Annotated in this window: 25 protein-coding genes; 14 read left to right on the forward strand and 11 right to left on the reverse strand. The window is 64.5% G+C overall.

Translation table 11 applies throughout. The features are described 5' to 3' along the window. Window positions 1–196 precede the first annotated feature (196 nt). From LCL94_RS12420 to LCL94_RS12440, 5 genes are all read right to left on the reverse strand, one after another. A complete protein-coding gene (locus LCL94_RS12420; RefSeq protein WP_224832464.1) occupies window positions 197–1,021 on the reverse strand; it encodes a hypothetical protein in 825 nt (274 codons plus the stop codon). A 36-nt stretch (window positions 1,022–1,057) separates the two neighbouring features. Then, entirely contained in the window at window positions 1,058–3,598 is a 2,541-nt protein-coding gene (locus LCL94_RS12425) for an HWE histidine kinase domain-containing protein (protein WP_224832465.1), read from the reverse strand. Next, entirely contained in the window at window positions 3,598–4,098 is a 501-nt protein-coding gene (locus LCL94_RS12430) for a hypothetical protein (RefSeq protein WP_224832466.1), read from the reverse strand. Before LCL94_RS12430 ends, LCL94_RS12425 begins: the two co-directional genes overlap by 1 nt. Window positions 4,099–4,359: 261 nt before the next feature. Then, window positions 4,360–5,625 (reverse strand): glutamate-5-semialdehyde dehydrogenase, encoded by a 1,266-nt coding sequence (locus LCL94_RS12435; RefSeq protein WP_224832467.1) that lies wholly within the window; start codon window positions 5,623–5,625, stop codon window positions 4,360–4,362. Window positions 5,626–5,671: 46 nt separating this feature from the next. Then, complete coding sequence (locus LCL94_RS12440; RefSeq protein WP_224832468.1) at window positions 5,672–6,439, reverse strand: pyrroline-5-carboxylate reductase family protein; 768 nt, start codon at window positions 6,437–6,439, stop codon at window positions 5,672–5,674. A 229-nt stretch (window positions 6,440–6,668) separates the two neighbouring features. On the opposite strand from LCL94_RS12440, the gene proB reads away from it, so the two are divergent. After that, the gene (proB, locus tag LCL94_RS12445; RefSeq protein ID WP_224832469.1) at window positions 6,669–7,817 is read left to right on the forward strand and encodes a glutamate 5-kinase; all 1,149 of its coding nucleotides are present in this window, start codon (window positions 6,669–6,671) and stop codon (window positions 7,815–7,817) included. 3 nt (window positions 7,818–7,820) lie between these two features. Here the strand turns inward: proB and LCL94_RS12450 are convergent, their stop codons facing one another. Then, window positions 7,821–8,000, reverse strand: coding sequence for a Flp family type IVb pilin (locus LCL94_RS12450; protein ID WP_160606896.1), 180 nt, complete (start codon window positions 7,998–8,000; stop codon window positions 7,821–7,823). Between the two features lie 315 nt (window positions 8,001–8,315). Here LCL94_RS12450 and LCL94_RS12455 point away from each other — a divergent pair, with 315 nt between their 5' ends. The 6 genes from LCL94_RS12455 (at window position 8,316) to LCL94_RS12480 (ending at window position 14,188) form a co-directional block, all read left to right on the forward strand. Beyond that, window positions 8,316–9,119, forward strand: a complete 804-nt coding sequence (locus LCL94_RS12455; RefSeq protein WP_224832470.1) for an outer membrane protein assembly factor BamD — start codon at window positions 8,316–8,318, stop codon at window positions 9,117–9,119. 223 nt (window positions 9,120–9,342) lie between these two features. Beyond that, a complete protein-coding gene (locus tag LCL94_RS12460) occupies window positions 9,343–9,516 on the forward strand; it encodes a YdcH family protein (protein ID WP_160606902.1) in 174 nt (57 codons plus the stop codon). A 97-nt stretch (window positions 9,517–9,613) separates the two neighbouring features. Further along, complete coding sequence (gene nhaA, locus LCL94_RS12465) at window positions 9,614–10,804, forward strand: Na+/H+ antiporter NhaA (protein WP_224832471.1); 1,191 nt, start codon at window positions 9,614–9,616, stop codon at window positions 10,802–10,804. Beyond that, the gene (locus LCL94_RS12470) at window positions 10,804–11,847 is read left to right on the forward strand and encodes a TerC family protein (RefSeq protein ID WP_224832718.1); all 1,044 of its coding nucleotides are present in this window, start codon (window positions 10,804–10,806) and stop codon (window positions 11,845–11,847) included. Before nhaA ends, LCL94_RS12470 begins: the two co-directional genes overlap by 1 nt. A gap of 34 nt (window positions 11,848–11,881) precedes the next feature. Continuing rightward, window positions 11,882–13,546 carry a DNA repair protein RecN gene (gene recN / locus LCL94_RS12475; protein WP_224832472.1) on the forward strand — a complete coding sequence of 555 codons (1,665 nt, stop codon included), beginning with the start codon at window positions 11,882–11,884 and terminating at the stop codon, window positions 13,544–13,546. 39 nt (window positions 13,547–13,585) lie between these two features. After that, window positions 13,586–14,188 carry a hypothetical protein gene (locus tag LCL94_RS12480; protein ID WP_224832473.1) on the forward strand — a complete coding sequence of 201 codons (603 nt, stop codon included), beginning with the start codon at window positions 13,586–13,588 and terminating at the stop codon, window positions 14,186–14,188. Window positions 14,189–14,230: 42 nt separating this feature from the next. Here the strand turns inward: LCL94_RS12480 and LCL94_RS12485 are convergent, their stop codons facing one another. After that, a complete protein-coding gene (locus tag LCL94_RS12485) occupies window positions 14,231–14,728 on the reverse strand; it encodes a DUF2165 domain-containing protein (protein WP_224832474.1) in 498 nt (165 codons plus the stop codon). A gap of 74 nt (window positions 14,729–14,802) precedes the next feature. On the opposite strand from LCL94_RS12485, the gene ligA reads away from it, so the two are divergent. From ligA to LCL94_RS12500, 3 genes are read left to right on the forward strand one after another with little or no spacing between them, the layout of a single operon-like run. Beyond that, window positions 14,803–16,881: an NAD-dependent DNA ligase LigA gene (ligA, locus tag LCL94_RS12490; protein ID WP_224832475.1), complete on the forward strand. Its 2,079-nt coding sequence runs from the start codon at window positions 14,803–14,805 to the stop codon at window positions 16,879–16,881. A 2-nt stretch (window positions 16,882–16,883) separates the two neighbouring features. Then, window positions 16,884–17,690 carry a cytochrome c gene (locus tag LCL94_RS12495; protein WP_224832476.1) on the forward strand — a complete coding sequence of 269 codons (807 nt, stop codon included), beginning with the start codon at window positions 16,884–16,886 and terminating at the stop codon, window positions 17,688–17,690. Window positions 17,691–17,737: 47 nt separating this feature from the next. After that, window positions 17,738–18,829, forward strand: coding sequence for a serine hydrolase (locus LCL94_RS12500; protein ID WP_224832477.1), 1,092 nt, complete (start codon window positions 17,738–17,740; stop codon window positions 18,827–18,829). Here LCL94_RS12500 and LCL94_RS12505 read toward each other — a convergent pair. The 4 genes from LCL94_RS12505 to LCL94_RS12520 are packed head-to-tail and all read right to left on the reverse strand — an operon-like array spanning window position 18,826 to window position 22,031. Continuing rightward, window positions 18,826–19,521, reverse strand: coding sequence for a DUF2459 domain-containing protein (locus LCL94_RS12505; protein WP_224832478.1), 696 nt, complete (start codon window positions 19,519–19,521; stop codon window positions 18,826–18,828). The genes LCL94_RS12500 and LCL94_RS12505 overlap by 4 nt on opposite strands. Then, a complete protein-coding gene (locus LCL94_RS12510) occupies window positions 19,518–20,420 on the reverse strand; it encodes a 50S ribosomal protein L11 methyltransferase (protein ID WP_224832479.1) in 903 nt (300 codons plus the stop codon). The genes LCL94_RS12505 and LCL94_RS12510 overlap by 4 nt, the downstream gene beginning before the upstream one ends. Then, window positions 20,417–21,331 carry a subclass B3 metallo-beta-lactamase gene (gene bla / locus LCL94_RS12515; protein ID WP_224832480.1) on the reverse strand — a complete coding sequence of 305 codons (915 nt, stop codon included), beginning with the start codon at window positions 21,329–21,331 and terminating at the stop codon, window positions 20,417–20,419. The genes LCL94_RS12510 and bla overlap by 4 nt, the downstream gene beginning before the upstream one ends. Next, window positions 21,321–22,031 carry an SDR family NAD(P)-dependent oxidoreductase gene (locus LCL94_RS12520; protein ID WP_224832481.1) on the reverse strand — a complete coding sequence of 237 codons (711 nt, stop codon included), beginning with the start codon at window positions 22,029–22,031 and terminating at the stop codon, window positions 21,321–21,323. The genes bla and LCL94_RS12520 overlap by 11 nt, the downstream gene beginning before the upstream one ends. 111 nt (window positions 22,032–22,142) lie before the next feature. Between LCL94_RS12520 and sdhC the strand changes: the two genes are divergently transcribed. Genes sdhC through LCL94_RS12540 form a run of 4 tightly spaced genes read left to right on the forward strand, consistent with a single transcriptional unit; the run spans window position 22,143 to window position 25,346 of the window. Then, window positions 22,143–22,523, forward strand: coding sequence for a succinate dehydrogenase, cytochrome b556 subunit (gene sdhC, locus LCL94_RS12525; RefSeq protein ID WP_224832482.1), 381 nt, complete (start codon window positions 22,143–22,145; stop codon window positions 22,521–22,523). A gap of 9 nt (window positions 22,524–22,532) precedes the next feature. Further along, entirely contained in the window at window positions 22,533–22,919 is a 387-nt protein-coding gene (gene sdhD / locus LCL94_RS12530; protein ID WP_160606926.1) for a succinate dehydrogenase, hydrophobic membrane anchor protein, read from the forward strand. Next, a complete protein-coding gene (gene sdhA / locus LCL94_RS12535; protein WP_224832483.1) occupies window positions 22,919–24,760 on the forward strand; it encodes a succinate dehydrogenase flavoprotein subunit in 1,842 nt (613 codons plus the stop codon). Before sdhD ends, sdhA begins: the two co-directional genes overlap by 1 nt. A gap of 58 nt (window positions 24,761–24,818) precedes the next feature. Continuing rightward, window positions 24,819–25,346, forward strand: coding sequence for a hypothetical protein (locus LCL94_RS12540; RefSeq protein ID WP_224832484.1), 528 nt, complete (start codon window positions 24,819–24,821; stop codon window positions 25,344–25,346). The last annotated feature ends 28 nt before the right edge of the window (window positions 25,347–25,374 follow it).

Below are 25,374 nucleotides of genomic sequence, written 5' to 3' on the forward strand. Positions count from 1 at the left end.
GATGAAAAGGATCACTCAGTCAATTCAACCGCATCCTAACCAGCTTCTCGCTCAATTAAATTAAATGCCGCCTCTTGAGCCCGCATCTCCATCACCATTAGCATCCGCGCCCCTTGGCTTCCTCGCATAAGCTCGGGCGGCCGGTCGGCCTTGCGGTCCGTTGGTCGCGGACCGGACCCGCGCGAACCGTGAAGGCCTAATCCCACTCCTCATCCTTAAGCGACCGCAGGCGCAGGCGGTTTTCCGCTTCCTCGGCTTCCATTTCCGCGACCTCGTCGTCCCACCACTCGGGTAGCTGGACCTCGCCGTCCTCGCGCGTCCGGCGGGCGAGGTTGGGGTTGTACATTTCGTGCTCGGGATCGCGCCGGGGGTTGTAGCCTTCGGCGCGGTCGGCGGCGATTGCGGCTTCCAGTGCCTCGCGCGCGGCGCGCACGCGGGGGCTTTCGATGGCTTCCTCCCGCGCGCGGATCGCGTCGATCTTGGCGTTGATCGATTCCATGGTCACCGCCTCCTGCTTCAACTGCTCGGCGGCGCGTTCGGCCTCCCATTCCTTGCGCCACTGTTTGCGCAGGCGGGTAAGTTCCATCCTGTCGATCGCGTTCCCGCCGCCCTGTCGCAGGGCGCTGCGGCCATCGGCAAAGCGATCGGGTGAGCGGTTCCTCAGCATGAACATGAGCAGGCGGTCGTTATGCGAAATGCGCGTGCCGACGAGCTTGCCGTAGGAGTACACGGGCACCTCCACCCCGTTCAAGGCGCGGTCCATGGCGACGTCCTCGATCCGGCGCATGCCGAAATCGAGCGCGGCTTCCCAGGCGGCGGCGAATTCCTCCGCCCCCGGCTGGCGGCGCAGATGGTAGGCGCCATGCGTGCTGCGCCCCACCGCGCGGCAGGCCGAGGTGACGGAGCCGGTATCGGCCAGCGCCTCGATGAAGGCGCGCTGGACTTCGGGTTTCCATCCGTTGCTGCGGTCCTTCAGGCGCGGGACGGGGGCGAAGGCGGGGAGGAGTTTGGGTGTGCTCATCCGCGAGGATGGAGCAGAAAAGCGCAGAGTAGGAAACTAGCCGAGGATGCGGGCGAGCACGCCTTCGAGGGCGCGCTTGTCATAGGGCTTGGTCAGGACGGGGGCGTCGGCGAATTGTTCCAGCAGGCCCGATGCCTCGCCATAGCCGGTCGCAAAGGCGAAGGGGATGCCGCGCGCGGCGAGTTCCTGCGCCACTTCGATGCTGGTTTCCGTGCCCAGATTGACGTCGAGCACCGCGTAATCGGGCGCTCCTTCCGCCACGAATTCCAGCGCCTGCCGGACGGTGGAGGCGGTGAGCACCTTCTGCGCGCCCAGTTCCATGAGGAAATGTTCACTATCCATCGCGATGATGAGGTTGTCTTCCACCAGCAGCGCCGTCCCGCCGAAGCTGGCGGAGGGCCTTGCGGCCGTGCTCGAGGGGGCAGGGGCGGGCTTGGCCGCGCGGCTTTCGAAGCCTTTCACATGGCGGTCGGGGATGTAGAATTCCGCCTCCACGCCCTTCAGCGGGAAGGAGATGTCGGCCTTGCCGCCCAGCTCGAAGGGGATCGAGCGTTCGATCACGGTCGAGCCGAAGCCGCGGCGCATGGGCGGCCTCACCACCGGCCCGCCGCGTTCCTTCCAGGTGATCACGGCGCCGCCGTCCGGCTGCTTCTCCAGCCCGATCTCGATCGAGCCGCTGGAATCGCTGAGCGCGCCGTATTTGGCGGAATTGGTGGTCAGTTCGTGGAACACCAGCGCGAGCGTCGAAAGCGCGTCGGGATGGATGATCGCATCGGTATCGGGCAGGTGGACGCGGTGCTGCTTGTCGCCGAGATAGGCGGCGACCTCTGTCTCGATCATGCCGGCGAGCGAGGCCGCTTCCCATGTCGCGCTGGTGATGAGGTCGTGCGCGCGGGCGAGGGCGTGGATGCGGTCGCCGACGACCTGGGTGAATTCCGATACGGTCGAGGAGTCCGACTTGCCCTGGTCGACCAGCCCGCGGATGAGGTTGAGGATATTGCGCACGCGGTGATTCAGTTCCGCGACGAGCAGTTCCTGCTTCTCCTGCGCCCGCTTGCGGTCCGCATTGGCGGCGTCCGACAGGCGCAGCACGACTTCGAGCAAGGTGATGCGGATTGCCTCCGCCACCTGCCGTTCGGCGGCGGTCCATTCGGCGCTGTGGCCCGAGACGGTGTCGGTCCACGCCTCGAAACTCTTGCGCGGGGTCAGGCGCACGCCGTTGGGGCCGACCTCGACCGGCTTTTCGGGATTGCCCGCCCAGGTGACCGTGCGGGCGACTTCCCGGCGGAACAGGATAACGTAGTCGCGGGGGCTGCGCGAGACAGGCAGGGCCATCAGCCCGGCTGCCCGCTCGACGAAATCGGCGGCGGGGGGATAGGCGCGCTGGAGGCAGTCGGTCGCGTAAACGCTGCTGGTCTGCGTCGTGTTGAGGAAGCGCACCAGCGCCATGGTTTCCTCGCGCGTGGGCGTTACGCCGAACTGGCAGAATTCCCCGTCGACCCAGCCGATCGCGCCATCGAATTCGATCAGCCGGCGGAGTTCCTCCACGATGACGTCGAAGTCGTCGACGATAGACCCGCCCTCGGCCAGTTTGCGCATCAGCGCATTGTGCGAATCCCGCGCTCTTTCCGATTCCTCGAACGCGCTGCGGGAGGTCACCTGCGTCAGCAGGAAACCGAACATCTGGCCGAAGAGGTCGCAGGCCGAACGCGCCGCATAGTCGAGCTTGCGCGGGGTGTTGTGATGGCAGGCGAACAGGCCCCACAGCCGGTCACCGTCCATGATGCTGACCGACATCGATGCTGCCACACCCATGTTGCGCAAATATTCGAGGTGGATGGGCGATACGGCTCGCAACGTGCTCAGCGACAGGTCCACCGGCTCACCGGAGGTGCCCGTTTCGGGCAGGATCGGGGAGACCCTGTCGTCGACATCGCTGATGATGCGAATGGGTGAACGCTTGTACAGGGCGCGGGCCTGCTTCGGAATGTCGGAGGCGGGATAGCGAAGGCCGAGAAACGGCTCCATGCCTTGGGCGAGCGCCTCGGCGATCACCTCGCCGGAATCGTCGGGGGCGAAGCGATAGACCATTACCCGGTCGAAGCCGCATAGCGCCTTCATGAAGCGCGCGGCATTCTTGCAGAGTTCGGTGACGTCGCGGCTGGTCTTCAGTCGTTCCACCATGCCGCGAACCTGCGGCAATGCGTCCTTGCGCCGGCCCGGTTCCAGCACCGGTTCCAACTCGACGATGATCGATTGATCCGACCGGTGCACGGCGACATGGAAATGCCGCTCGTCCCCGTCGCGGACCTGCAAATCGTAACACCTGCCGACCGCATCGGGCGAAGAGAGCGTCTGAATCTCGGTCCTGATTTCGTGGAGCGCCGCGTCGCCGAAATAACTGCGCAGCGGATTGCCAATCATGTCCTGTCCGGCGATGCCCAGATGCTCTTCCGTATTGGCCGAAGCATGCAGGACTAGCCAGTCGGGCGACAGGGCGATGAGGCAGCCGAAGCTCTGCACATGGCCGAGCTGGTGGATCGGCTCACGCTCGCAATTTGTAAGGTCGACCTCCATCACGCGTTCGCTAGTGAGCGGGCAGGTGCCCGTGCGCGCGCTTCTTCGCCGAACAGTGCGAACACCCGCTGTGCATCATTTGCGATGACTTCGATTTCGTCGTCGGGCGTCAGCGCTTCAAGTTCGCTGCAAAGGAGGGCCCAGGCAGGTCCCGAACTCTCGTCGGTAAAGTAGCCGCGAACAGCGGGATCCCATTGTTTTTCTTGTCGGTCCAGGCGCCGGGACAGCACACGTGCACCCAGACGTGAACCGAGCACGACATAAGCGATGGCAAGTGGGTGAAGTTGCCTGTGAGGTCTGACCGCCTCCGTAGCTTGGGGCAGATCGAGCGCTTGACGGGAGGCCATGGCAAGAGCCCTCAGGCGTTCGATTTCGTTCTTGTAGACCGGTGTGGAGGAAAGGCCCGGCAGAAGACGCCCGATTGCTGCGATATGTGACGACAGGATGGCATGCATACCATCTGTGCTTTCCATATCGAAAACGTCGAATGCCTCTTCCACCACGGAATGGCCGTGGCGGGTCCGCCGGTTCAGAATTTCGCGTCCCGTCTTCACCTCATGCGGATTAACCGCGCCCCCGGATAATGCGTTTACCGGCCTTTCATCCGGACGTTAGCGCCTAGCCGATTACCGGCGCCGACTTCTTGCGAGCCAGTCGAAGCATTGGGCATCTAACGGGTTTGTTCCGAGCCGGTTCCAACCGATTGGAAATTAATATAATGTCTTTTGTTACTACTTTGCCGGATCACATTTGCGAGCGGATCAGGGCCGCGTCTGGCCAGTACCGTGTACCAGGTATTTGAAGCTGCACAGCTGTTCCAGGCCGACCGGTCCGCGCGCGTGCATCTTGCCGGTAGCGATGCCGATTTCCGCGCCCATGCCGAACTCGCCGCCGTCGGAGAACTGGGTGGAGGCATTGTGCATGACGACGGCGCTGTCCACGCCGAGCAGGAAGCGGCGAGCGGCCTCGTCGTCTTCGGTCAGGATCGCGTCGGTATGATGGCTCGAATGGTCTTCGACCCAGGCGATTGCTTCATCGAGCCCGTCCACGATTTTCACCGAGGCGATGGGGCCGAGGTATTCGGTGTCCCAGTCCTGCTCGTCGGCGGCCGCGATGCGCGCGTCGATGGCGACGGCTTCCGCATCGCCGCGCAATTCGCAATCGGCTGCCATCGCGTCGGCGACGGCAGGGACCGCCTTGCCCGCAATGCTGCGGTCGATCACGATGCTTTCGGTCGCCCCGCAAACGCCTGTGCGGCGCAGCTTTGCGTTGCGGATGACGTCCACTGCCTTCGCGACGTCGGCGGCTTCATGGATGTAGCTGTGGCAATTGCCGTCGAGGTGGAGAAGCGTGGGCACGCTCGCCTGGTCGCGCACCAGTTCGACGAGGCCGCGTCCGCCGCGCGGGATGACGAGGTCGACGAACTTGTCGGCCTTCAATAGCGCGGCCACTGCGGCACGGTCGGTCGTCTGCACTGTCTGTACCGCATCGCGCGGTAATCCGGCAGCCTCGAGACCGGCCTGCATGCAGTCGACGATCACGCGCGTGGATTGGCGGCTTTCGCTACCGCCGCGCAGGATCACGGCATTGCCGCTCTTGAGGCACAGAGCCGATGCATCCGCGCCGACATTCGGGCGGCTCTCGTAAATCATGCCGATGACCCCGATGGGGACGGCTACGCGTTCGATTTTCAGGCCATTGGGCCTCTCGAAGGTGGCGAGCGAGCGGCCGACGGGATCGGGCAGTTCGGCAATCTCCTCCAGCGCCTTTGCCATGCCCTCGATCCGCTCTTCGTCGAGGCGCAGGCGGTCGATGAAGCTGTCGGGTTTCTTGCCGGCGACACTGGCGACGTCGCGGTCGTTCGCTTCGATCAGTTCGGCACTCGCGTTGCGGAGGGCCTTGGCGGCCTGGCGCAGGGCCGCGTTCTTGGCATCGGTGCTGGCGGATACGAGACCGCGTGCAGCCTTGCGGGCGCGCTGGCCTAGCTCATGAATATGGATCTGGGGGTCGAGTGCCTGGTCGGTCATGTGAATTCTCTTGTCTGTTCGTGTGCGGGGCGGGTGCTGCCGCTGGTCAGCGCAGCTCGACCGCCCTGTCGTAAGCCGCCTGCAATGTAGCACGCAGGCGATCGGTTAGGCCATCGTCGCCGTTGAGTGCGGCGAGGCCGGCGGCGGTAGTGCCGCCCTTGCTGGTGACGGAGTTGCGCAACTCCTCCAACGACAGCGCGCCCGGCTCGCTCGCCATGGCGATTGCACCGCCGATGGTGCCCAGCACCATTTCGCGCGCCTGCTGTTCGGTGAAGCCCTGTTCCATCGCGGCCAGCGCATAGGCGCGGGCGATTTCGAAGACGTAGCCGGGGCCCGAACCTGCAACTGCCGTCACGCGGTCGAGCTCGTCCTCGCTGGCGACGGTTACGGTCGTTCCGGCACGGGCCATGAAGTCCTGCACGTGCGCAATCTGAGCCTCGGTAGCGCCTTCGGCGGGGTAAATGCCGCTGACGCCTCGCCCGATGGCTGCGGGAAGGTTCGGCATGACACGCACGACCGGCGCGCCGTTCATGGCCTGCGAGAGGCGGCCGGCGGAATAGCCTGCCGCGATGGACAGGACATAGCCGCCCGGCGCGAGGTTTGCGGCATAGGTAGGCATGATATCGTCGATCATCTGCGGCTTCACCGCGACGACGATGCAATCGAAGCCTTCGCCTTCGATTTGCGCACGGTCGGACAGGAGCCGCGCGCCGCCGGGCACGCTTTCCTGGCCGGGATCGACCACGGTGATCGATTCCCGACCCTTGGCCCATTGACCCAATAGAGCGGATCCCATCTTTCCGCATCCGACCATGAGTACCGTATTGATAATGGTTGTTTCCTGTTCCCGCGTCAGATCGCGATTTCACAAAATGAATATTACTTCAAAATACTTCGAGCACTTGGAATTCAGATGAATTTATTTCTTTAGATAAACATCTTTACGCGATGCATTCGAAATTCATCGGATTTGCCATTGTGCGCTGCACCATGAGTATCTATATCACTTTCCAATTATTTCAAGGTTGAATCATTTTTCTATTATGGCTTCACGCAAGACACTCGTCGTTAAAATCGGATCCGCGCTGCTGGCAAATCAGGATTTGCTTACCCCCCGTTACGGTTTCCTTCAGCGCCTGATGGAAGACATCGCCGCCTTGAGGGCGGACGGCTGGAACGTGCTGGTCTGCTCGTCCGGTTCGGTCGCCTTGGGGCTGCGCATTATCGGTGAAACGCCGCAAAGCGCGGGCGTGTCGGACAAGCAGGCGGCTGCGGCATGCGGAATGCCGCTGTTGCTCAACGCCTACAAGCAGGTCGGGCACGAATTCGGTTTCGACATCGCGCAGGTGCTGCTGACGCTGGGCGATTTCGAGGATCACCGGCGCTTCCTCAACACCCGCAACACCGTTCACCGCCTGCTCGAAGCGGGCGTCATGCCGATCGTGAACGAGAACGACACTATCACGACCGAGGAAATCCGCGTCGGCGACAACGACCGCCTTGCCGCCAAGGTTGCCCAGATGGTCGGGGCGAGCGACTTCATCATCTTGACCGGCGTCGATGGGCTGTATGATCGCAACCCTGACGATCCGGACGCGCGCTTCGTGGAAGAGGTCGAGGATGTGTCGCAGTACATGGACGCGACCAGGGGCAAGAGCACCCTTGGCACGGGCGGGATGGCCACCAAGCTGCAGGCGGCGAACATGGCGCAGGAAGCGGGCGTCACGACGTGGATCGCGCAGGGCGAGGTCGACCGGCCGCTGTCACGCGTGCTGTCGGGCGAGGGCAGGGCGACCAGGGTCGTGCCCAATCCCGAACCCCTGTCGGGCTGGGACAGCTGGATTGCCAACCGCCTGCAGATGGCAGGCAGTATCGTGGTTTCCGAACGAGTAGCCGATGAAGTGGCGCAGGGCGGCCGCCCGATCCGCCGGGCGGACGTGGTATCCGCCGACGGCGATTTTACTCGCGGCGACGTGCTGCATGTCTACGACAGCAAGGGCATAGAGCGCGCGCGCGGCCTGTCCGATTTCACCTCGGAAGAACTACGCGTGATGATCAACAACCCCGATACCGATGCCGAACAGCTGCTCGGCTATCGCACCAAGGGCGAGATCATTCGCGACAACAACCTCGTCGCGCTCGACACGCGCCACCTCCTGTGGGACGCGCCCGCAGCGCTGAGCGAAGGCTAGGCCTCAGACGGCTGCGTTCGCGCTCGCCATGGCGCTGTCTGCGGTGTTGAAGGTCGTCGAGACCTCGCCGCCCAGCGACTGGAGAGCGGTGATCGACGCGACCGCGATAAGCGCGGCGATCAGGCCGTATTCGATGGCCGTCGCACCGCTGCGATCCTGGCCCAGGCGTTTGAAGAACTGCATAGCAAGCGACTCCCTGAAAGGCCGGCCCACTCACTGCCGATATGCGCCAAGGGTGCTTAATCGAGCCTTCCCGAGTGCGCTTGATGCAGGTTAACGATAAGCGCGGCGCGGCCCTGCACGTGGCCTGCTGGTCATGAAATCTCGCTTGCGGGGTAATCCTTTTGCTCCTCGCCGCGATCCGGCCTGATATCGGTGTAGAGGGATATCCCCATGGCGCTGCCAATCCCGAAACAAGCGGGGAAGCACACCTATATGGTGGAAGCCGTGACAACTTCACTTGGCGTTCAGCGGGGGGCTGGTTATAGGCTCGCCACCATGACGACCCATTCGCGTATCGCTCGCAAGCTCGCCCTCGGTGCCCTGATCGGTGCCACGCTCGTAACTGCCGGCTGCGCCAGCCGCGGCGGGGATGGGCCGAAGGATACCGCATACGTCGCTCGCGATGTCGAAACGCTCTATGCCGAAGCCAAGGGCCGGCTCGACCGCAACCAGCCGCAGCTTGCCGCCGCGCTGTTCGACGAGGTGGAGCGTCAGCACCCCTATTCGCCCTGGGCCCGCCGCGCACAGCTGATGAGCGCATTCAGCTATTACGTCGCGCGCGATTACAACAAGTCGGTCGCCTCGGCGCAGCGTTTCCTGTCGATCCACCCGGGTAACAAGGACGCGCCTTACGCCTATTACCTGATCGCGCTCAGCTATTACGAGCAGATCAGCGACATCCAGCGCGACCAGAAGGTTACCGAGCAGGCGCTCACGGCGCTGCGCGAACTGGACCGCCGTTTCCCGCAGACCGAGTATGCTGCCGATGCGCGTCTCAAGATCGACCTCGTGCGCGATCACCTGGCAGGCAAGGAAATGGAAATCGGCCGCTATTACGAACGTTCGGGCAAGTGGATCGCCGCGCAGATCCGCTTCCAGAACGTGGTCGAGAATTACCAGACCACCAGCCACGCGCCCGAAGCGCTTTACCGTCTCACGGAAACCAGCCTCGCGCTCGGAATCCCGCAGGAAGCGGTGAAGTATGCCGCCGTCCTCGGTGCCAACTACCCGGGCAGCGAATGGTACGACAAGGCATACGAGCTGGTGCAGGACCACGCGGCCGGCGTCACCGCCAGCTAAAGCGCAATTTCGCGAAAATTTTTTTCCGGACCTTGAAACCGGATCGCTTTGGTCGCATTTAGACAATGCGGACCGGGCCCCTCTGGCGTGCGCCTCTTGTGCGAACGTGATGTCGGACCGCATCGGACAACCGATGCGTGCTGGCAGGCCCTTTCCCCTCCCCTCCCAGCCTACCGGCCCATCGGCTGTCCGATCGACATAAGCCTCGATTTCGGAGACTATGATGACGGCCCGTACTTTCAGACTGACCCAGATCCACCAGCGGATTGACGAGCGCCTGCGCAGCGAAATGCGCAAGCGCGTGCCCGACTGGCTGGAGGTCTCCCGCCTCAAGAAAATGAAGTTGCGCGCCAAAGACGCGCTCTACCGCTTGGCCAAGCGCGCCAAGCCTGCCTGACGGCAGCGAACGGGGGCCGTCGCGCGCTTCTCCCCCCATAAGCGGTGCGCGGCGGCTGCCCATTTTCCACTTCACCCAGAGATCGTCGGAGACGACCATGGTCCAGGCCATTGCACCCTTGCTGCGCGACTTCCTGCAAAAGGAATCGGCTGGCGGCATCGTATTGATTTTCGCAGCGCTACTGGCGCTTGTGGTCGCCAACTCGCCCCTGTTGAGTGGCTACCAGAACCTGCTCGAAACGGGCGTGGTGGTCGGCATCGGCAGCTTCCTCATCGACAAGCCCCTGCTGCTGTGGATCAACGACGGCCTGATGGCCGTGTTCTTCTTCCTCGTCGGTCTCGAGGTGAAGCGCGAGATATTCGAAGGCCAGCTGTCCAGCTGGGACAAGGCATCGCTGCCGCTGGTCGCCGCGATCGGCGGCATGGCCGTGCCGGCCCTGATTTTCCTTTCGCTCAATGCCGGGTCGCCCGAGACGATCAATGGCTGGGCGATCCCCGCTGCGACCGACATCGCCTTTGCGCTGGGTATCCTCTCGCTGCTCGGACCGCGTGTTCCCGTTGCACTGAAAGCGCTGCTGCTGGCGATTGCGGTGATCGACGACATCGGCGCCATCGCGATCATCGCCCTGTTCTATTCGGGTGAGCTCGACACCGGCATGCTCGGCGCAGCGGCCATCGTATTCGTGGTCATGCTGGCGGTCGGAAGGGCGCGGGTACAGTCCACCATCCCCTATATCCTGCTGGCGATCCTGATGTGGGCTTTCGTCCTCAAATCGGGCGTCCATGCGACGCTGGCGGGTGTTGCGGCCGCAATGACGGTGCCGCTCGATCCCAAGAGCGATCACGGCCCGCTGGAAACAATGGAGCACGCGCTCCATCCGTGGGTCGCCTTCCTCGTGATCCCGATCTTCGGCTTTGCCAATGCCGGCGTGACGCTGTTCGGCCTGTCGCCATCGGCGCTGCTCGAACCGCTGCCGCTGGGCATCGCGCTGGGCCTGCTGCTGGGCAAGCAGCTCGGCATCTTCGGCTTCGCCTATGCTGCAGTGAAACTGCGCATCGCGAGCCTGCCCGAAGACGTCAGCTGGCGGCAGGTCCACGGCATGAGCCTCCTGGCCGCCATCGGTTTCACCATGAGCCTGTTCATCGGCAATCTCGCCTTTGCGGATCCGCTCCTGATCGACGCCGTCAAGATCGGCGTCCTGTCCGGATCGACCACTGCCGCGATTGCCGGTTACCTCCTCCTCAGCCGCGCGCTCACGTATGACGCGCATTCCGAAAGCCTTGAATGATGGAATTCCTGTTTACCGACTGGCTCGGAACCCCGGTGTGGTTCTGGGCCGCCTTCATCACCATCGTCATCGTCCTGACCGCCTTCGACCTCGGCTTCCTGCACAAGGAGGACAAGGAACTGGGCATCGGTGAAAGCCTGAAACTGTCCGCTTTCTACATCGGCGTGGCGCTGCTGTTCGGCGCCTGGGTCTGGGTGGAACGCGGCGCGTCGGCGGGCATGGAATATTACACCGGCTTCTTCATCGAAAAGGCGCTATCGATCGACAATGTCTTCGTAATCAGCCTGATCTTCACCTACTTCGCGATCCCGGCGAAATACCAGTATCGCGCGCTGCTGTGGGGCATCATGGCAGTCATCGTGCTGCGCGGCCTGATGATCGCGGGTGGGGCGGCCCTGCTGGCGGAAGCCTATTGGGTGCTCTACCTGTTCGCAGCCTTCCTGATCGTGACCGGTATCAAGATGTTCTTCGCCGGTGACGAGCCGATGGATGTCGGCAAGAACCCGGTGATCCGCTGGATCAGCACGCATATGCGCGTGACCAAGGAACTGCACGACCAGCACTTCTTCGTGAAAGTGCCCGACAGCAAGACCGGCAAGCTGGTGACGGCGGCGACGCCGCTGTTCCTAGCGCTGGTGGTGATCAACCTTGCCGACCTCGTCTTCGCGCTCGACAGCGTGCCGGCGATCTTCGCGATCACGACCGACACCTTCATCGTCTACACCTCGAACATCTTCGCCATCCTCGGGCTGCGCGCGCTCTATTTCGCGCTCGCCGCGATGGTTCACCGCTTCCACTACCTCAAGTATGCCCTGGCAGCGGTGCTGGTGTTCATCGGCAGCAAGATCTTCGTGACCGACTTCCTGCTCGGCGGCGGCAAGATGCCTGCGTGGATCAGCCTAGGTGTGACCTTCGGCCTGATCGCGGCGGGCATCCTCTATTCGCTGTGGAAGACCCGCGGCGCGGAGGAGCCGAACTGGCCTGCAGGCCCCGAAAGCAGCACGCCTGCGGAAGCTGTTGCTAACGGAACAAAGGGTGGATGACGCAGGCCGCCGGGTGGGCTAGGAACGGCTTCCGATGCTCACCCGGCTGGCCATCCGCAATATCGTCCTGATCGACGCGCTCGACCTCAAGTTCGGGCGTGGTCTCGGCGTGCTGACGGGCGAGACGGGGGCGGGCAAGTCGATCCTGCTGGATTCGCTCGGCCTCGTGCTCGGCAATCGCGCCGATAGCGGGCTGGTGCGGGCCGGAGAGGAAAAGGCCAGCGTCACCGCCAGTTTCGATTTCGCGGTCCTGCCGCAGGGCATCGCCGAATTGCTGGACGATGCCGATATCGAGATCGAGGAGGGTGAACCGCTCATCCTGCGCCGACAGCTTAAGGCGGACGGGAAGAGCAAGGCCTTCGTAAACGACCAGTCGGTGAGCGTTGGCCTGCTGCGCGAACTCGCCGGGTTCCTCGTCGAACTGCATGGCCAGCACGATGATCGCGGGCTGGTAAATCCGCGCGGCCACCGCGCGCTGCTCGACCGTTTTGCAGGGGCGGAAACCGCGCGGGTCGAACAAGCCTGGGCCAAGTGGCGCGGGGCCGAAGACCAGCTGGCTCGCGCGCGGGCCGCGCTCGAACAGGCCAAGCTGGACCAGGACCTCCTGCTTGCCCATCTTGCCGAACTTACCTCGCTCGAACCGCAGGCCGGGGAAGAGGCGCGCCTCGCCGAAACCCGCGCCTCGATGCAGAAGGGCGAGAAGCTGTCGGGCGATCTGGAGGAATTGCGCCACATCTGGGAAGGCTCGGATTCGCCGCTCGCCGCCCTGCGCGTGGCGGCGCGCCGGCTCGACCGGATCGCGCCGGAGCATCCCTTGCTCGCCGATGCGCTTGCCGCGCTGGACCGTGCAGTGATCGAGGCGGGAGAGGCGGAGGACAAGCTGCAGGCCGCCGCCGATGCGCTGGAACACGATCCGCAGGCGCTGGAGGCCGCGGAAACCCGCCTGTTCGAACTGCGCGCGCTCGCTCGCAAGCATCGCTGCGAGGTGGACGAACTGCCCGAGAAGATGCGCGAGATGCGCAGCCAGCTCGATTCCATCGAAGGCGGTGAGGCCGAACTCGACGCGCTCGAAGCGGCGGCGAAGGATGCGGGCAATCGCTACCGCGCCGAGGCAGAGGCCTTGCACGCGAACCGCGTGGCGGCCGCGATGCGGCTGGACGAGGCGGTGGCCCGCGAGCTCGCCCCGCTCAAGCTCGACGCGGCGCGCTTTCACACGGCGGTTGCCGAATTGCCCGAGGAACGCTGGGGCGCGCACGGCATGGACAGCGTCGAATTCCTGATCGCGACCAATCCGGGTGCCGATTTCGCCCCGCTCAACAAGATCGCCAGCGGCGGGGAACTGTCGCGCTTCATTCTCGCGCTGAAAGTCGCTCTGGCGGAGCAGGGCGGGGCGGCGACCGTGATTTTCGACGAGATCGATCGCGGCGTCGGCGGCGCGGTGGCGAGCGCGATCGGCGAACGGCTGGCGCGCCTTGCCGATGGCGGGCAATTGCTAGCCGTGACCCACTCACCGCAGGTCGCGGCACGCGGGGTGACGCACTACATGATCGCCAAGTCGTCCGAAGGCACCGTCACCAAGACCAGCGTATCGCTGCTCGACGATGCCGGGCGCCAGGAGGAAATCGCCCGGATGCTGTCGGGCGCCGAAGTCACGCCCGAGGCAAGGGCGCAGGCGGACCGCTTGCTGGAAAAAGCCTGATTGCAGGCACTTGGCGGGGAGTTACGCGTTTCCTGCCGCATGACCCACCTTCGCAGCCTGGTCGCACTGGTTATGCTCACCGCCTTGTCGGCCTGCTCGGCCTATCTCCCGCGCTATGCGCCGGCGCAAGGGGCTTTCGAGACCGGCTATTACGAAAACATCCAGACCCCGCGCCTTGCGTTGCTGGAATACCGGCTGGGCAAATATCTCGCGCAAAGGGACCGCCCCTATGCGGTAGTCTGTGCGGCAGCCGAGAAGATGGTCCCGCACATCGCCACCTCGCGCCCGCATCCGCTCGATTCCGAAGTCGAGTCGAAGCTGATCGAGCGATTTCCCGGCCTCTCTCCGCTATCGCGCTGCGAGCGGGAAGGGCTTGACATCGTGGCCTCGGACACGCGTCAGACGGCAGCGATCTTCGACGTGCACGATTTCGTGTGCGACCGCCCAACCGAATGCCTCGGCTACGCCGGCTATTACGCCAACGGCCGGCACGGCTGGAGCTATTACCGCATGACCTTCGTGGACGGGCAGTGGCGGATCGAGCCGGAGGAACTGGATATCATCCTTACCGCCGGCACACAGGAAAGCGTGCCCCCGAAGCAGTATGGCGCGCCCCTGCTGGACACGCCTGCGCCGTATTGAAGGCCAATGGATCGCCGAGCGCACCGGCAACGGCGTGATTTCCTAGACGGCGACTTCGCTCTCGCGCTGGCCGAGGTAGATCAGCACGAGCAGCCCCCAGACGCTGAACTTGAAGGCGTCACCCAGCGACCCGGCACCGATTTCGTTCTGCCACATCTGGTAGCCCGCGCCGCCGAAGGTGCCGAACAGGCCGAACCATGTGACGACCGACAGGCCGGCCCCGAGTTTCGCCATGCCCTTGGCCGCCTCGAAGCCCGAAGCATCGGATCCTCTTGCAGACCACAACTGCCATGCGCCCCACAGGCAGATGTGCCCTGTCGCAATCTCGAAGGCGAAGATGATCCACGCGAATACAAAGACCGCCGATCCGGTAATGGCCGGCAGCAAATTGTTGTCGAAAAGCTCGTTGCCTTCCATCCCGAGCACGTATCCGACCGCGCCATAGGCCTGGTCGATGTTCATGATGTTATGGATCACATAGAGCAGCGCCATGAGCCCGAGTGAGGCAACAAAGGCTGTTTTCAGATAGCGGTCGATCATCCCAACTCCCCCAAACTGGTGATGCGACCTCGCGGCACTTTTCCCCGTGCCGTGGGTGATGCATAGCGCAGGGCATGGGAATCGACCAAATCGCGCCTGTGGACATGAGCGAAGCCGAGGCGGCCAATGAACTGATGCGGCTGGCGAAACAGATCGCCCATCACGACCGGCTCTACCATGCAGAGGATACGCCCGAGATCAGCGATCCGGAATACGACGCGCTGGTGCGTCGCAACGCCGCGATCGAGGCGGCTTTCCCGCATCTCGTCCGCGAGGATTCTCCCTCGCGCAAGGTCGGGCACGCCATCGCCTCCTCGCCCCTGTCCAAGGTCGCGCACGAGGTCCGCATGATGAGCCTCGACAATGCGTTTTCAGCTGACGAAGTGGAGGAGTGGGCCGCGCGCGTCAGGCGCTTCCTCTCGCTCGGCGAAAGCGATCCCGTCGCCTTCACGGCAGAGGACAAGATCGACGGCCTGTCCTGCTCGCTGCGGTACGAAAACGGCCAGCTCGTGCGTGCGGCCACACGCGGTGACGGGCAGGTGGGCGAGGACGTCACGGCGAACGTGCAGCATATCCCCGACATCCCGAAAATGCTGCGCAGCAAAGCGCCCGAGGTTTTCGAGGTTCGCGGCGAAGTCTACATGGAAAAACAGGCCTTTGCTGCACTCAATGCTGCGCAGCAAGAGGCAGGCGGAAAGCTCTTTGCCAACCCGCGAAATGCTGCGGCAGGATCGCTGCGGCAGAAGGATGCGAAGGTCACCGCGCAGCGCCCCTTGCGCTTCTGGGCGCATGGCTGGGGTGCAGCATCGCTGGTGCCGGGCGACACCCAGGCAGAGGTGGTAGAAATGCTGCGCGAATGGGGTTTCCCGATCTCGCCGCTGTTTGCGCGGGTCGATAGCGTGGAAGGCCTGCTTTCGCATTATGCCGCCATCGGCAAGGCGCGGCCGGACCTGCCATATGAAATCGACGGGGTCGTCTACAAGGTCGACCGGCTGGACTACCAGCAACGCCTCGGTTTCGTTGCCAAGGCACCGCGCTGGGCACTGGCGCACAAGTTCCCGGCAGAGCGTGCCGAGACCACGCTCGAAGCGATCGACATCCAGGTCGGACGCACCGGCAAGCTGACGCCCGTGGGCCGCCTCGCGCCTGTACTGGTCGGCGGTGTCACCGTTACCAATGTCACGCTGCACAACCGCGACGAAATCGCGCGCCTCGGGGTGCGTCCGGGCGACCGGATCGTCATCCAGCGCGCCGGCGATGTCATTCCGCAGGTGGTCGAAAACCTCACCCGCAAGGTGGAACGCGAACCGTTTATCTTCCCCGACCATTGCCCTGAATGCGATAGCGAAGCGGTGGCGGAAGAAGGCGAGGTCGACGTTCGCTGCACCGGCGGCCTCATCTGTCCCGCTCAGCGGACAGAGCGGCTGAAGCATTTCGTCAGCCGCGCCGCGCTCGATATCGACGGGCTGGGCGAGAAGACCATCGACCAGTTCTTTGCGCTCGGCTGGCTGGAAAGCCCGGCGGACATCTTCCGCCTGCGCGAACGGCGGGAGGATATCCTCGCGCTTGAAGGATGGCAGGAAAAGTCGGTCGACAACCTCCTCGCCGGCATCGAGGCGCGGCGGCAGCCCGATGCGGCGCGCCTGCTGTTCGGCCTCGGCATCCGCCACGTGGGCGCAGTGACGGCCCGCGACCTGATGAAGAATTTCCACGAATTGCCCGCGCTGCGCGATGCGGCCGAAAAGGCGAGGGCGGGGGACGAGGATGCAGCCGCCGCGCTGGTCTCCATCGATGGCATCGGTTCGGCCGTCGTCGAAGCGCTTGGAGATTTCTTCCACGAGGAGCACAATCGCGAGGTGTGGGACGACCTGCTTTCGCAGGTTTCACCGCCGCCCTATGTGGTCGAAACGACGGACAGCGCAGTGGCAGGCAAGACGGTGGTCTTTACCGGCAAGCTCGAAACCATGAGCCGCGACGAGGCCAAGGCGCAGGCGGAACGGCTGGGCGCCAAGGCAAGCGGTTCGGTCAGCGCCAAGACCGACCTGCTGGTCGCCGGGCCGGGCGCGGGCAGCAAGCTCAAGAAAGCGGCGGAACTTGGCATCGAAGTCATCGACGAGGCCGGCTGGGCCGAAATCGTGAAGGCGGCCGGGTAGCGATGCGCGCGGCCCTGCTCCTGCTGGCGCTCCTTGCTGCAGGCTGCGACGGGCCGGGTGTCGTCAAACGCGCGGATGAGCCGCACTTCCAGCGCCTGTCCGCCGACATGGTCGAACATGGGCAGCGCGTTGCCGATATCGTCGGCTGCACCGGCTGCCATAACCGGAACCTGCAGGGCCGCGACTGGAGCGACGAGCTCGGCACGTTGTGGACCGCCAACCTCACGCGCAGCGTCGAGAAACATTCCGACGAGGAATTGCTGGCGATGGTCCTCACCGGACAGCGCGCGGACCGCGAGCTTCATGGCATGCCCTCGCATGTCTTCACCATGATGCACGCAGAAGATCTCGCAGCGATCCTTGCCTTCCTGCGCAGCAAGCCGCCTGCGGGCGCTGTGCATCCCGAACCGACCTTCGGGCCGGAACTTCTGGCGATGCTAGAGGAAGGCACGCTCAAGTCTTCGGCCGCGGAAGTTGCCGAAATGGGGGGCGAGCATTCACCCGACCTCGGCGAAGAACACGCGCTGGGACGCTATATCGTGCGCGCCACTTGTGCGGAGTGTCATGGCATCGACCTTAGCGGAGCGACCTCGCCCTTTCCCGGTGATGTACCGCGACCGGATTTGCGGATCGCGGCGTCCTATGACCGCGCCGATTTCGAGACGCTGATGCGGACCGGCAAGGCGGCGGGAGACCGCGAGATCGGCTTGATGAGCACGGTCGCGCGTGGCCGTTTCTCTCAATTCACCGACGAGGAGTTGGCAGCCGTCCATGACTATCTTGTCGTGCTGTCGAAAACGGGCGAGTAGGCCGCCAACTCGCCTGAAATTCCACCCGATTCCCGCCTGAAAGCCCTGTGACCCGTACCCTCGTTACAATTACGCTGCTGCTGGTCAGCACCTTCGCCTTGCTGGGAACCTGCGTTTACCAGCCGGGCGAAAGCGCCTCGCAATTCGGCGACCGTATCAGGCTGCCGCAGGCGAACCGCTTCAAGGCCCCGCCGCCGCTGGATGACCGGCAAAAGGCGCTGCAGGATCGGCTGGCCGCCATCGGCAAGGCTTTCCCGGGGGAGGTCGGGATTGCCGTGGTCGAAGTAAGCAGCGGCGCGCGGATGCACTTCGAAGGGCGCAAGCCGTTTCCGCAGCAGAGCGTCAGCAAGCTGTGGGTCGCCATGACCGCGCTCGACCTGGTCGACCAGGGGGCGCTCGACCTTGCCGAGCCGGTCAGCATCGAGCGCCGTGATCTCACGCTCTTCCACCAGCCCATCCGCGAAATCGTGCGCACGCGCGGACGCTACGACACCGACTATTTCGATCTGTTCGAACGGGCGCTTACCCAAAGCGACAACACTGCGAACGACCGTCTGCTGCGCCGGGTAGGCGGCCCGACAGCGGTTGACGGTTTCCTGCGGCGCGAGGGGATTACCGGCGTCCAGTTCGGGCCGGACGAACGGACCAAGCAGAGCGCGATCGCGGGTCTCGAATGGAACCCCTCGTTTTCGATGGGACGCGGCTTCTACGATGCGCGCGACAGCCTGTCGCCCGAGCGGCGCAGGCAGGCCTTCGAGAGATATCTGGCAGACCCGGTCGACGGCGCCAGCGCCATCGGCATCGCGCAGGCGCTCGCGCGGCTAGCGAAGGGTGACATCCTGTCGCCTGCTTCGACCAGCTTCATCCTCGGGACGCTGGAAAGGACGAAGAGCGGCCCCAACCGGCTGAAAGGTGGCACGCCTGCGGGCTGGGTCATGGCGCACAAGACGGGTACGGGGCAGGTCTTCGACGGCGAGCAGTCGGGCTATAACGATGTGGGTGTGCTCAGGGCGCCGGACGGCTCGCAATATGCGATTGCCGTGATGATCGGGCGCACACGGAGTTCGTTCTCGAGCCGTTTCGAGATGATGCAGGCCGTGACCCGCGCCGTGGCGGACCATCACCTGTCGCGCAACTAGCGCCCTGCGGGGACCGGTACCCATTTCATCACGCCGCCAGCGAGCGGTGTCCAGTGGCCGATCTTCACTCCGGCCTTGGCCAGCGTATCGCCGACCCACTGGTTACAGGTATTGGCCAGCGTATAGCGTCCGCGCGCGTCGTAATTGCGCGCGCCCTGCTCGAAGCTGTCGTAGCTGAAGCGCTCTTCGCCATGCGGCAGGGCGGGCAGGGCCTTCTCGACCTCGGCGACGAGCCGCCGGTATTCATCCGGGCGAAGCACCAGCGGACGGTGGTATTCGGACGGCTGCGGCCAGGCGTAATGGCCGACGCGCATCAGCCCGTCGCCGCCCGAAAAGGCGATGCGCAGCGCCGTGCTGGCCTTGAGGTCGCCCCAGGTGGGCGTGTTGAGGAAGACTTCCTTCTCGCCCCAGCCGATGGCGATATGCGTGGGTATGCGTCCGTCGTCGCGCGGCTGTCCGGCGGACGGGAAGGTCTCGCGCCAGTCCTTCACCTCGCTCACCACTGGCATGACGATGCCGGTGTGGATGCCGTTCGTCTCGATCATCACGACGACGCCTTCATCGGCTTCTGTCCAGTCGGGGTTGCGCGGGATGGAACTGCCTATCCACGCGGCGAGCATGAACAGGAGGATGATCGCGACCGGCAAGGCCAGTAGGGCTCCGCCGAGCTTCAGGACCCGGCGCGTGGTCACCGGATACGGCTCCGGCGCAGCCACAGGATCGACCAGTCGCCATTAGTCACGCGCCGCGCGAGGCGGAAGCCCTGCGCACGGTAGGCGCGGCGCACCTCGCGTTCCTGCGTCTGCAGCAGCCCTGCAAGCAGCAGGCTGCCGCCCGGCGCAACCGCCGGCGCGAAATCGGGTGCGAGTTCGACCAGCGGCCCGGCAAGGATATTGGCGATCAGCAAGTCGTAGGGCGCGCGCGCCTGCAGCAAGGCATCGTCCATGCCAGGCGCGATGATCATGGTCAGGGCACCCGGGCCGTCGCCCATGGTCACGCCGTTCATGCGCGCATTATCCTCGACCACGCACGCGCAGACGGCATCGATGTCGGACGCGGTCGCCTTGGCGTGCGGCCACAGGTGCATGGCGGCAAAGGTCAAGAGGCCGGTGCCCGTGCCGATGTCGGCATGGTTGCGTACCGTAAGCCCCTCGCGCTTCATCAGGTCGAGCATGGCGAGGCAGGCGGCGGTGGTTTCGTGCTGGCCGGTGCCGAACGCCTGGCTGGCGGGAATGGCGAAATCGACCATTTCGGGGTCGGCCGGGAAATCAGGCGTGCGTACGTGGAAGCGTCCGGCACGGATCGGCTCCACCCCCTGCTGGCTGAGCGTCACCCAGTCCTGTTCTGGCAGCTTTTCCGCATCGAGTTCGGGGGCAGCGCCTTCGAACAGCGCGGCAACCGCCTTCCGGTCGGCGGCGTTCGGCTTGCGTTCGAGCCAGACTTCCAGGATCCAGTCGTCGGGCTTGTCTTCGGCGATCTCGCGGCCCGATACAACGAGTTCGGGCGGGAAATCCCAGGCCTCGTCATGCGCGAGGAGGGCAGCCTGCACCACGCGCTTGGGCGCTTCTGCGTACATTCTCCAGGCGGTCATTTTGCCGCTTCTTCCGCCAGCCGCTTGTCGAGGCGTTCGCCGATCCGCTCCGGATACCACGCGCAGCCGTCGGCGAGCAGGAGGCCGCTCTCGCCCTTCATCCGCGCCAGCATGTCGCTTGCGCTGGGGTGAGGCGTCATCAGGATATCGCATTGCGCCTTCGCCAAGCGGTCGAGCCCGGCGCGGAAACTGGCGACGTATTCGGGATGGTCCGAGAAACGGTAACCGTCCGCGCTGATCGGCGAGAGGCTGTCGGCATAGACCAGCCAGCGGCAGTCGCTGCCTTCGCATTCGCGCCACTGCCAGCTGAGCGCGCCGGGTGTATGGCCCTGGGTGACGATCGGCTTCAGCTTCTTCGGTCCGACCGGATCGCTCTTGCCGTCTTCGAGGAGGAAGACGAGCGTGCTGAGAGGACGGAACGCGGGGTGGTCCGATGCCGCCTGCGGGTCGCCCGCAGAGGGAAGCCCCGAGTGCAGCGTCTTTGTGGCCGCCGGAGAGGAATAGACCGTGGCGCCGGTGGCATACTGGACGCTGGCAATCCCGCCGACATGGTCGAAATGCTCGTGGCTCAGCGTGATCGTGTCCACGTCCTTCGGGTCGAAGCCCAGCTTCGTTATGTTCGCGAGGACGATTTTTCCACCTTCCTCGGTCCCGGTGTCGATCAGCGAGTGACCGTCCTTATGCGTGACGAGGATCGCGGAAATCCCGCAGGTGCCGACGTAATAGGTCCCGCCGTATATGCGAAAGGGCGGGGCGGGCTTGTCCCACTCGTCCCAGTCTTCGCAGGCGTCGAGAAAGGCCTGCTGGTCGGCGGGGATGGCGCGCGGGGAAGGCGCGTCCGCAATGGTGGGAGCCGCCGCGCAGGCGGCGATGGCCATCAGCGCCGGTGCGAGCAGGAACCTAGCGGACATAGCTTGCTCCGTTTGCGTCGAGCGTCGCGCCCGTCATGCTGGGCGGCGCGTCGAGCGCGCAGAATTCGACGATGCGGGCAATTTCTTGGGGTTCGGCTACGCGGCCCAGCGGGATGTCGGCGAGCAGGCCTGCGCCGCCCCTGCTGGCAAGATAGTCGCCCGCCATCGCCGTGTCGGTGAAGCCGGGCGTAATGGCGAAGCTGAGAATGCCGTTTGCCGCATATTGGCGCGCAATGGTCTTGTGCATCGCCAGCATCCCGCCTTTGCTCGCCGCATAGTGCCAGTGGGCAGGCGAATCGCCGCGATGGCCCGCGCGGCTCGCGACATGGACGATGCGCCCCGAACACCCGCGTTCGAGCCAGTGCTTCACCGCGAACCGGCTGAGCTGGGCGGAAGCGGTGAGGTTGATCCGCATGGTGTCCTCCCACCCGTCGAGCCATTCGATGTCCGAGGCTTCGATCGGGTTGGGGGCGAAGAGGCCGGCGTTGTTGACCAGCACGTCGATCTCGCCGCCTGCCTGGTCGAGCGCGGCCTGCCACAATTCCTGCGGCGCGCCGGGGTCGCGGAAGTCCGCAGCCAGGGTTCCGAAACCGCCTGCCGAAGTGGCCTGGCCGATCACCTTGGCCCCGCGCGCTTCGAGTGCTTCTCGCGAGGCGGCGCCGATCCCGCGGGACGCGCCGGTAAGGAGGATGCATGTCATGCATCACGCTATTCGAAAATTTGCGCCTTTTGTCGAGGCCGGATGCCTTGCACTGCCTCAGCAGTTCGCTAAGGAGACGGCACAAATCCACCGCTACGGAATTTATCAGGCATGGCAAACCGCCCGCTCTCACCGCACCTGCAGATCTGGAAATGGGGCCCGCACATGGCGGTATCCATCCTGCACCGCGTCACCGGCGACGGCATGGCGCTGGTCGGTCTTGCCGTTCTCCTGTGGTGGCTGGGCGCGATGGCCGGGGGCGAGGAAAGCTATGCGACCTTCGCTGAAGTCATGGGTTCGCCTCTGGGCATGGTGGTGCTGGTCGGCCTGTCCTGGGCCTTCTTCACCCACATGATGAGCGGGCTGAGGCATTTCGTGCTCGATATCGGTGCGGGTTACGAACTCGACACCAACAAGTTCTGGTCGGTGGCAGCGCCGATCATCGCCATTCTCCTCACCGCCCTTTTCTGGGCCGTGATCCTTCTCAAGTGAGCTTTATCCATGGGTAACGGAACCTCCATCGGACGCGTCCGCGGGCTCGGCTCGGCGCATGAAGGCGCGCATCACTGGCTGGTGCAGCGCTTCACCGCGATCGGCAATCTCGTGCTGATGCTCTTCCTCGTCGGCAGCCTCGCGATGCTGCCCGCCTACGATTACGCCACCATGACCGGCTGGGCGTCGCAGACGCTGCCCGCGACGGCGCTGGCGCTGCTGATCGTCAGCGTGTTCTGGCATGCGCGCCTCGGCCTGCAGGTGCTGATCGAGGATTACGTCCATGACGCCGGCACCAAGTTCGGCGTTCTCACCCTTCTCAACCTTGCAACCATCGGCGGCGCGGCCTTCGGCATCGTTTCGATCGCCCGCCTTGCCCTTGGAGGAGCCGCCTGATGGCCCGCACCCAGACTTTCGAAATCGGCGGTCGCAGCTACCCCATCGTCGACCACACCTATGACACCGTCGTCGTCGGCGCCGGCGGCTCGGGCCTGCGCGCGACCATGGGCAGCGCCGAAGCCGGCCTGCGCACGGCCTGCATCACCAAGGTATTCCCGACCCGTTCGCACACCGTCGCCGCGCAGGGCGGTATCGCCGCCTCGCTCGGCAACAACACGCCCGACCACTGGTCGTGGCACATGTACGATACGGTCAAGGGTTCCGACTGGCTCGGCGACCAGGACGCGATCGAATACATGGTCCGCGAAGCCCCGCAGGCGGTCTACGAGCTGGAGCACGCAGGCGTGCCCTTCAGCCGCAATGCCGACGGCACGATCTACCAGCGCCCCTTCGGCGGTCACATGCAGAACATGGGCGAAGGCCCGCCGGTGCAGCGCACCTGCGCAGCGGCCGACCGTACCGGCCACGCCATGCTGCACGCGCTCTACCAGCAGAGCCTGAAGTACGACGCGGACTTCTTCATCGAATATTTCGCGCTCGACCTGATCATGGAAGACGGCCCGCACGGCAAGGTTTGCCGCGGCGTCATCGCCATGTGCCTCGACGACGGTACGATCCACCGCTTCCGCAGCCATGCCGTCGTGCTGGCGACGGGCGGCTATGGCCGCTGCTATTACACCGCAACCTCGGCCCATACCTGCACCGGCGACGGTGGCGGCATGGTGCTGCGCGCGGGCCTGCCGCTGCAGGACATGGAGTTCGTGCAGTTCCACCCGACCGGCATTTACGGTGCGGGCGTGCTCATCACCGAGGGTGCGCGCGGCGAAGGCGGCTACCTCACCAATTCCGAGGGCGAGCGGTTCATGGAACGCTATGCCCCTAGCGCCAAGGACCTCGCATCACGCGACGTCGTGTCGCGTTCGATGGCGCTGGAAATGCGCGAGGGGCGCGGCGTCGGGCCGGATGGCGACCACATCTACCTGCACCTCGACCACATCGATCCCAAGGTGCTGGGCGAGCGCCTGCCGGGCATCACCGAAAGCGGCAAGATCTTTGCCGGTGTCGACCTGACCAAGCAGCCGCTGCCGGTCACGCCGACGGTCCATTACAACATGGGCGGCATCCCCTGTAACTATCACGGCGAAGTGATGGCGGGCGATCCGAACGATCCGGAAAAGATCGTCCCCGGCCTGTTCGCCGTGGGCGAAGCGGCCTGCGTGTCGGTCCATGGCGCAAACCGCCTCGGCTCGAACTCGCTGATCGACCTCGTGGTCTTCGGCCGCGCGACCGGCCATCGCCTCAAGGAAATCGTCAAGCCCGGCCAGAGCCATGACGAGCTTCCGGCCGATAGTGCCGACCTGTCGCTGACCCGTCTCGACCACTTCCGCTATGCCGATGGCGGCACGCCGACGGCGGCCCTGCGCGCCGAAATGCAGAAGGGCATGCAGAAGCACGCCGCGGTGTTCCGCGACAGCAAGCTGCTGTCCGAAGGCGTCGAACTGCTCAAGGATGTGAACAAGCGCATGGCGGACGTGAAGGTCCACGACCGTTCGCTGATCTGGAACAGCGACCTCATCGAGACGCTGGAACTCGACAACCTCATGGCGCAGGCCAACGTCACCATCGCTTCGGCCGAAAACCGCAAGGAAAGCCGCGGCGCCCACGCACACGAGGACTTCCCCGAGCGTGACGATGCCAACTGGATGAAGCACACGATCGCGTGGTTCGACGGTTGGGGCGGAAACGGCGGCGGCGTGAAGATCGGCTACCGCCCGGTGCACGAATACACGCTCACCGACGATGTCGAGTACATCAAGCCGAAGAAGCGCGTTTACTGACTTGCTACTCCGCCGCTCCTACTGTCTGTTCCGACAGGCAGTAGCGGCGGAGTGCTCCATGACAATCGAACGCAGGCCGGACGGAGCTTTGGTCTTCTTCATGCACGTCCCGCTGTGGACGAGCCTCGTGGTCCTTGCGATGTGCCTGGGGTTCGGCTGCGTCTTTGCCTACGGCCTCTTCTTCGAGGACACGACTTCGGTGCGGTATCGAGGCATCGACGCGGGCTTTTCGCTCGATCCGTGGGTCTGGAAAGCTCTTTTCCTCGTGGGAACGCTCGGCATGCTGGCCCCGGCGGTCGTTATCACGCTTGGCCTGCTGCGCGGAGGCAAGCCGCATGTCCGTATGGACGAGCGAAGGCTGACGCTCGGCGGCCGCCCGATCGCCAGTGATGCCTCGGTCCGTTGGGACGATATCGCGAGCACCGAACGCTACCGCATACAGCATGCTGCGGCGATCAAGGTAAGGGCCAGGCAAGGGAAGAACATCCATCTGAGCGCACATACCTTTCCGGTGAAAGGCGAATTCGAGACGCTCTGCCACGAAATCGAGACGAGAGTCGGGCGCCTCGGCCGGGTGCAGGATTGAGGACAGTGATCTCAAGATTTCCGGGAGG

It is taken from the genome of Qipengyuania gaetbuli, assembly GCF_020171365.1.
In the GTDB taxonomy this organism is placed as follows: Bacteria; Pseudomonadota; Alphaproteobacteria; order Sphingomonadales; family Sphingomonadaceae; genus Qipengyuania; species Qipengyuania gaetbuli_B.